This is a genomic window from Nostoc favosum CHAB5714, assembly GCF_020829495.1.
Taxonomy (GTDB): Bacteria; Cyanobacteriota; Cyanobacteriia; order Cyanobacteriales; family Nostocaceae; genus Nostoc; species Nostoc favosum.
Genome location: NZ_JAIVFQ010000175.1, coordinates 1 through 8,010 on the forward strand (window position 1 = coordinate 1; position 8,010 = coordinate 8,010).

An 8,010-nucleotide genomic window follows, 5' to 3' on the forward strand; every position below is an offset into this window, starting at 1 on the left:
GGGGATGAGGGGGATGAGGGGGATGAGGGGGATGAGGGGGATGAGGGGGATGAGGGGGATGAGGGGGATGAGGGGGATGAGGGGGATGAGGGGGATGAGGGGGATGAGGGAGAGGGTTTGATTTTAACAGGGGTAATAGCCGTTGCCAATCGAAGCAGGTATCTCCTAAATCGGCGAGGCGATTAATTAAAGCATTGAGTTCGGGGAGTTCTGCTGTGGGGACTAAACCCAAATGGCGATCGGGAATTGTGATGTTATCTTGACGCCGCAGCACACCGAGAATAGGTAATTGTAAGGGTTCAAGAGAATCTTTGAGTAGAGAGAGATGGCGATCGCTTCCCACCCGATTTAATACTACCCCAGCTATTTTAATTCCGGGATCAAAAGACCGATAGCCGTGAGCGATCGCAGCTACAGAACCAGATAAACGACTGCAATCAATCACCAACACCACAGGTAAATCTAAAAGCCGCGCGATGTGTGCTGTACTCGCAAAATCAGTAATTTGTCCTTTGTCATTTGTCCTTTGTCCTTTGTCCTTTGCAAATGACAAATGACTAATGACTAATGACGAAATTCCATCAAACAACCCCATCACCCCTTCGACTAGGGCATATTCACTCAGTTGGCTATGATGGGCAAAACATTGCTGAACGTAGGCTTCGGAAGTCAACACTGGGTCTAAATTGCGACAAGGAAGACCAGTTACATGTTGATGAAACATCGGATCAATGTAGTCTGGGCCTACCTTGAAAGATTGCACCAGGCGATCGCGACGACGTAAAGATGCTAAAAGGGTGAGCGTAACTGTTGTCTTGCCCACCCCACTACGTTCTCCAGCAATGATTACAGACATGAATAATTGTTGATTGGTTAAACTAAATAGTCGGCTATGTTAATAAGATTAAATTAAATCAAAGTCAAACAAAAATATTTATTTTATGAACATCATTGCTTTTATGCTAATCAGTAATAATTTTATCAAGACGTTCAGCCAGCCATAATTTAATAATAGAATCAGATGTCACTCCTAAACGCTTGGCTTCATGTTCTAAGGCTTCAATCATCCAAATGGGAAAGTCAATATTAACTCTTTTTTGCTCATAGCCTGGGCGATGTGCGTTAGATAAGTCTATAAACTCCGTAATATCTTCTCCATTATCGAACTTAGCATCAAATTCTTCAGCTTTCATAAATATTTACCTCTTCAGCACGAGAGCGACGAACAGAAATAATTCTTATTTTATCACTACGATAAGTAATGACTGCTGACCAATATTTTCCGGCAATCTTGCCAATAACTAGAAACCGAGGCTCATCTGTTGTGCGTGCGGGGATTTCAATAAAATTTGCATCTGTCCAAAGTTTCTGTGCTTCAATAAAATCAATGCCATGTTTAATTTTATTAATTGCACTTTTGTTATGGTCAAATTCAAACTCCATAATTCTTTTTTAACAAAGATACAAAATATTTTAATAGACAATCTTCACTACTTTATAAATTAAATTTTCCTTGCCATTCACTTTAATAATTAAAAAAATTCCCCCCTTCCCGCGTCGGGAAGGGGGGTAGGGGGGTTAGGTCTAAATTAATTCGCCAATTTGAAAATATTTGCTGTCACTCCCAGGCTTTCTTCAAAAAGTGACTCACGGCCCCAGCGTTGCACCTGCTGACTCAGCAAAGCTTCCGCCTTTTGTTCCGAAAGTGAAGTTACCTGTTGAAACAGACCGGCAGATTGAGCGCCACCGTGGGTTTCCATCCGCATACAACCACCAGTTTCTGAGCAGATAACTGTACCACAGTCTGCCTGGGGATTTGTCGAACTGAGGCGCAGGGCAATCAAGTCGCCAACAATATCGCCCACATCAGCAACCGGAACTCCTGCTAACTCTGCTTCTACTTGTCGCTGCTCTTGAGCAATAAAACGGATGCGAGTGATGTCATAATCACCGCTTTCCTTTTCATAAGAAACTGGCTGCCATTGTAATCGGCTTGCCAGCCAACCTAAAAACAGCAAAGCTTGGGCGGGATTGCCTTTTTCGTAATCAATCGTAACGCGGTCAATTTCTTTGAGGGCGGCGCGACGGTTAGGTGAGTCGTAAGCCTCAGCTGTCAATTCCTGCCATGATGCGAGACGACGCCAGTTTAAGTCAGCTAAAGGTACACCCGTTTCTACCAACTCTTCTAGGCGGAGTAATTCACTTTCTGGCTCGTTGAAGTTGCAAGAATCTACAATCACATTATTGCAAACTGCTGCTAGGCGCTTGAATAGACCGTTGTTAGGGTCTGGTGTTGCCTTCCACCAGAGAAACTTTGGCAAGCCGCCAATCAACAAGGCCGGAATCATACCACCGATGCGTTCTAAGGCAGCAGCAGTTCCACTGAGAGTGATGTATTCGCAACAGATAAGTGTGCTTGACGATTGCTTTTGGATGGGGCAATAGGCAGAAACTTGAGCCTTAACCCCTTCATCTTCGCCAGCAATGGGAAATAGCGCAATGATGCGGCAGGGGTTGCGGAGAGCGATTTCATCGGCAATTCTGGGGCTGCCGCTATTTAACCCAGCAGCAGCATGTTCTCCTCGCTGACCTTTAGCGAATTCTTCTCGTAATACAGTCAGAGTTTCTGGTGTTGCTGTTCCACTTTCTGGCAGATTATGTTTCTTTTGGACTTCCCGCAATGCTGCCACCATCTGTGGGCCTAAAATCCCATCAATTGGGCCGTTGTAAAATCCCAAAGCAGCCAACAAATACTGAGTTTCTTCTGGTTCGTAGACCACTAGAGTAAATGTAGTTGCCCTAGTAGCACTGGGAAGTCCACCGTCTTCGCCAGGAATACCGTAACTTTGCCAAATTTGATTGAGTTCGGCATCTATTTCGTTAAGCGAAATATCTTTCGGTGCCTGGAGTGAGAAAATTGTAGAAGCTTGGAGAGCCATAGTCGTTTTGAGTTGTCAGCTTTGTTTGTTGAATAATTTAGGAGTTAGGAGTTAGGAGTTAGGAGTTAGGAGTTAGGAGTTAGGAGTTAGAAGTTAGGAATTAGAAGTTAGGAGTTAGGAATTAGGAGTTATAACAACTGAAATTCTTAACTCAAAAACTCATCACTCCTAACTCATTACTCATAACTCATCACTCCTAACTCATCACTCCTAACTCATCACTCCTAACTTTCTACAGTCTGCGCCAGCGACGGCCATCCTGGTTAATTAAGAGTTCTGCTTCTGCTGGTTCCCAAGTACCGGCTTCATACTGGGGAATATTATTAGGATCGGCGGGTGCATCCCAAACGGAAAGGGCTGGTGTTACTACTTGCCAAGCTGCTTCTACTTCATCCGCCCGTGTGAACAATGTTTGATCGCCCATCATACAATCAAGGAATAAGCGATCGTAGGCATCGGATGTTGCTTGGATGCCAAAGGAACCATAACTAAAGTCCATGTCAACGGAACGGGTGCGGAATTCTGCCCCCGGCATTTTGACATCAAAACGCAGGGAAATACCTTCATTTGGCTGAATCCGCATCGTCAAAATGTTGGCGTTTGTCTGTTGGGCGGCCGATTGAAACATCCGAGATGGAACTTCGCGGAAGTGAATGGCAATCTCACTCACTTTTTTCGGCATCCGCTTTCCGGTACGCAAGTAGAAAGGAACACCTTTCCAGCGCCAGTTATCTACCAAAAACTTCATCGCTACGTATGTGGGTGTGGTGGAGTTGGGGTCAACGCCTGGTTCTGTCCGATACCCTGGCACTGCTTGACCCTTCATCCAGCCAGCACTATACTGACCACGGACTGCTGACCGCGACAGATTGTGAACATCAGCTAAACGAGTAGCTTGGAGTACCTTCACTTTTTCTGTGCGGATGCTGTCGGCATCCATTGCGTTGGGTGCTTCCATTGCCGTTAAGCAGTAAAGTTGCATGAGGTGATTTTGCAACATATCCCGCAGTGCGCCGGCACTTTCATAGTAACCAGCCCGGTCTTCCACTCCCACGGTTTCTGCCACGGTAATTTGCACGTGGTCAACAAATTGACGATTCCACAAGGGTTCAAAAATCGCATTGGCAAAGCGAAACACCAGCAAATTCTGGACTGTTTCTTTACCTAAGTAGTGGTCAATGCGGTATACTTGATGTTCTTTGCAATATTTCTGTACCACTTGGTTAAGACTTTGGGCAGAAGCCAAGTCCCGACCAAAGGGTTTTTCAATTACTAGACGATGTTTGTAGGGATCTTCTAGCATCCCCCCGCTTCCTAGCTGCTTAATCGCTTCGGGAAAGAATGAAGGGGCAACTGAGAGGTAGAACATGCGATTACCTCGCGTGCCCCGTTTTTCGTCTAATTCACTTAATAAAGTTTTCAGTTTCTTGTAGCTTTCGGGATTGTCTATATCCCCAGGACTGTAGAACAGACCTTGAGAGAAGTCTTGCCAAAGTTCCCCTAAATCGACATCAGGATGTGCCTCTTCCATGCCCTTCTGCATTTGTTCACGGAAGTAGTCATGGCTCCACTCTCGACGTGCTACGCCGACAATGGTAGTTTCTGGGGGTATACGCCGTTCTCGCCGCAATTTGTAAAGTGCTGGCACTAGTTTGCGCCAGGTGAGATCACCAGAAGCGCCAAAGATAACTATAATCTGGGGTTCGGGCATCCCTTGTTGTTGCAGACCAACGCGCAAGGGATTTTCTAACAGACTAACCATAGGAATTTTGGATTTTGGATTTGGGATTTGGGATTTGGGATTTGGGATTGGGCATGGGGCATGGGGCATGGGGCATGGGGCATGGGGCATGGGGCATGGGGCATTGGCTATTCCCCTTGTCTCCCTCATCTCCCTCATCTCCCTCATCTCCCTCACTCCCCACTCCCCACTCCCCACTCCCCAGCCCCTACACTGGTGACAATACCTTGATCTTGTCTTCTAAAGAGTTCATCAAGGACTGGAAGGGCTGAATGAACTTGTCAATACCGTCAACTAACAGTTCATCCATTACGGCATTGAGATCGATGTTGATGTCGGGATCTTTGAGGTTTTCGATCAGCGTGTAAGCATTATCTACATCTGTTTCTAAGCGATCGCCTACGTTACAATGATCGGCACAAGCTTTTATCGTCGCTGGTGGTACGGTGTTAACGGTATCTCGCCCAATTAACTCTTCGATATACATCACATCGTTGTAGTGGGGGTCTTTGGTGCTGGTACTAGCCCAAAGTAGCCGTTGTACTGTGGCCCCTTTTTCTGCCAAGGCTTTCCAACGATCGCTCTCGATAATTTTCTTGTATTCCTGGTATGCAATCTTAGCGTTAGCGATCGCTACTTTTCCTTTAACAGCTTTTAGCTTTGCTTCCACAGAAATATCATCAACGCCTTTTTTCAACTTAGCATCTATTTTGGCGTCAATGTTGCTATCAATCCGGCTGAGGAAGAAGCTAGCGACTGAAGCAATTCTACTAATGTCTTTGCCCTCAGCCAGCCGTTTTTCTAAGCCACGAATATATGCCCAAGCTGTGTTTACGTAGCTTTCTACAGAAAACAGCAACGTAATATTAACATTCATCCCTTCGGCTATTACCTGCTCCACTGCTGGCAAACCAGGTTCTGTACCGGGAATTTTAATCATCAGATTTTCCCGACCAATTTCTTGGAAATAGCGTCGGGCTTCAGCTATTGTTGCTTCAGTATCATGGGCGATAGTTGGCGGTACTTCAATACTCACATAACCATCTAGTCTATTCGAGGCTTCATAAACAGGGCGTAAAATATCACATGCATAACGGATATCTGCAAAAACTAGGGATTCGTAAATTTTGTCTATGGGTAAGTTAGCACGAACTCCGGCTTCTATATCGGCATCATAAATGACGTTACCTGCGATCGCTTTTTCAAAGATAGCTGGGTTAGAGGTAATCCCAGAGATGCCTTGATTTTCAACTAGTTCTTTGAGTTCGCCTGATTGAATAATGTCACGGCTCAAATTATCCATCCAGATACTTTGACCGTATTGGTTAATTTCTAGTAAATGATTGGTAGACATAGCTCTAATTTGTTTCACTCCTGTATAGTGATGTTTCTAAGTAAGTTGGCAAAACCCATCAAAATTTGATGCTTACTTTTGAATTGTGGCGTTGCCAATCACTTATCGCATCGGCCAGCTGAGATAATCTTTAATACATCTTCAAGAAGTGCTATTCTGCATTGCCAATCTTAAATCACCATGATTAACTTTTAATTAATGGCAGATGAGAGTACAGCACAGAAGAAATAAGTCACTCTTATAAAACGTCTAAAACCCTTACGTAACAGTAATTACGAATTACGAATTACGAATTACGAATTGTCTTCTAGTGTCCGTTTTGAATAAAAGACTCCACCTTTGCTACATCCTCTTTGCTACCAATAATTAAAGGTGTGCGTTGATGCAATTTTTTTGGCACCACATCCAAGATATTTACCAATCCTGTAGTGGCGCGACCGCCTGCTTGTTCAATCAAAAAGGCTAGAGGAGCAGTTTCATAAAGCAAGCGCAATTTACCTTCTGGGTTTTGAATTGTGCCTGGGTAGAGAAACACGCCGCCTTGAACCAAAATTCTATGAATGTCGCTCACCATTGCGCCGCTATAACGAGCGCTGTAGCCTTCTGTGCGATGAACGTAGCGGATGTATTCTCGAATCGATTCTTCCCACTGCCAGAAGTTACCCTCATTCACGCTGTAAACAGAGCCGTGGTTAGGAATTCGGATATTTTCTTCTGTGAGAATAAATTCTCCTAAGCTGGGATCAAGGACAAAGGAATGAACGCCCTTACCTATAGTATAAACCAGCATTGTGCAGGGCCCATACAGAATATATCCAGCAGCAAGCTGCTTACGTCCGTCGGTGAGGAGGTCAGTTGCCTTACCATCGCTATCAGTTCCTTCTTGTTGGCGAATGGCGAAAATGGAACCTAAGCTGAGATTATTATCAGTGTTGGATGAGCCATCAATTGGGTCATACAGCAGGGTATAGCGACCAATAGGGCAATTTTCCGGGATATAGTAGGGTTTTTCCATTTCCTCAGAAGCTAGGCGACAGACTAAGCCGCTTTGCTTAAAAACTGAGATAAATACATCATTAGCATAGACATCCATCTTTTTGACGGATTCTCCTTGGACATTAACTTCCCCAGTAAATCCGAGAACACCTTCCATTAAACCAGCGCGACTCATGCGGCGAGCAACCAGTTTGCCGGCCAGGGCGATGCGATTCATCAGCGCACTTAAATCCTGTGCATCTGGCGAAAAACTTTGAAGTTGCTGTAAGACGTGACGCGATAAGGTTGTACAATCACGATCTAGGGATTTGTCTGTAATTTCATTGATAGACGATTCTATTGAATCTGGCGCTTTAGCCATTTTTATGTTCTCCGCAGCCACTAGCTGTTAATTGGGTTTTAGTCGTGTATGGCAACTTATGGTTGCTGCTTCTATCTTAGAAAGGTAATTTGATAACTTAGATGCGACTTTAGATAAACTAAAGAAATGAATTTTCAGTGACTCCTGCACTCAGACCCTAGATACGTAGTTTACTTCGACTTGTGTGTACACCGTAGAGGGGAGACGGAGCGTAGCTTTGGCTCTTTGGGGTTCTTGTAGTTTAGTAAAGACCTTTTGCATAAATCAAAAATAAAGAACCCCACCCCGCATTTGCTGACGCAAACGCTCCCCTCCCCGCTTGCGGGGAGGGGTTGGGGGTGGGGTGTTAGGGACTTTTGCAAGAGGTTCTAAGTAATCAAGCGGACATGATATCAGTCGTGACGGGAACCACTTCAGACTTAACGGGAACCACTTCAGTTTTAACGGGAACCACTTCAGACTTAACGGGAACCACTTCAGACTTAACGGAAACCACTTCCGACTTAACGGGAGCCACTTCCGACTTAACGGGAGCCACTTCCGACTTAACGGGAGCCACTTCCGACTTAACGGGAGCCACTTCCGACTTAACGGGAGCCACTTCCGACTTAACGGGAGC

Annotated in this window: 9 protein-coding genes; all 9 read right to left on the bottom strand. The window is 45.0% G+C overall.

The window, feature by feature from the left end; translation table 11 throughout:
- The coding region (locus tag LC586_RS38735) for a cobyrinic acid a,c-diamide synthase CobB (protein ID WP_229491115.1) at positions 1–856 on the bottom strand (856 nt) is incomplete at its 3' end.
- A gap of 106 nt (positions 857–962) precedes the next feature.
- Positions 963–1,193, bottom strand: a complete 231-nt coding sequence (gene brnA, locus LC586_RS38740; protein WP_229491116.1) for a type II toxin-antitoxin system BrnA family antitoxin — start codon at positions 1,191–1,193, stop codon at positions 963–965.
- Positions 1,183–1,443, bottom strand: a complete 261-nt coding sequence (locus tag LC586_RS38745; RefSeq protein ID WP_229491117.1) for a BrnT family toxin — start codon at positions 1,441–1,443, stop codon at positions 1,183–1,185. Before LC586_RS38745 ends, brnA begins: the two co-directional genes overlap by 11 nt.
- A 146-nt stretch (positions 1,444–1,589) precedes the next feature.
- A complete protein-coding gene (gene opcA, locus LC586_RS38750; protein WP_229491118.1) occupies positions 1,590–2,939 on the bottom strand; it encodes a glucose-6-phosphate dehydrogenase assembly protein OpcA in 1,350 nt (449 codons plus the stop codon).
- 232 nt (positions 2,940–3,171) lie between these two features.
- Positions 3,172–4,701: a glucose-6-phosphate dehydrogenase gene (zwf, locus tag LC586_RS38755; RefSeq protein ID WP_229491119.1), complete on the bottom strand. Its 1,530-nt coding sequence runs from the start codon at positions 4,699–4,701 to the stop codon at positions 3,172–3,174.
- Positions 4,694–4,864 carry a histidine kinase gene (locus tag LC586_RS38760; protein ID WP_229491120.1) on the bottom strand — a complete coding sequence of 57 codons (171 nt, stop codon included), beginning with the start codon at positions 4,862–4,864 and terminating at the stop codon, positions 4,694–4,696. Before LC586_RS38760 ends, zwf begins: the two co-directional genes overlap by 8 nt.
- Before the next feature lie 24 nt (positions 4,865–4,888).
- Positions 4,889–6,034, bottom strand: a complete 1,146-nt coding sequence (tal, locus tag LC586_RS38765; RefSeq protein ID WP_229491121.1) for a transaldolase — start codon at positions 6,032–6,034, stop codon at positions 4,889–4,891.
- A gap of 307 nt (positions 6,035–6,341) precedes the next feature.
- Positions 6,342–7,391 (bottom strand): class 1 fructose-bisphosphatase, encoded by a 1,050-nt coding sequence (gene fbp, locus LC586_RS38770; RefSeq protein WP_229491122.1) that lies wholly within the window; start codon positions 7,389–7,391, stop codon positions 6,342–6,344.
- Between the two features lie 376 nt (positions 7,392–7,767).
- The coding region (locus LC586_RS38775) for a ribosomal eL19 family protein (protein ID WP_229491123.1) at positions 7,768–8,010 on the bottom strand (243 nt) is incomplete at its 5' end.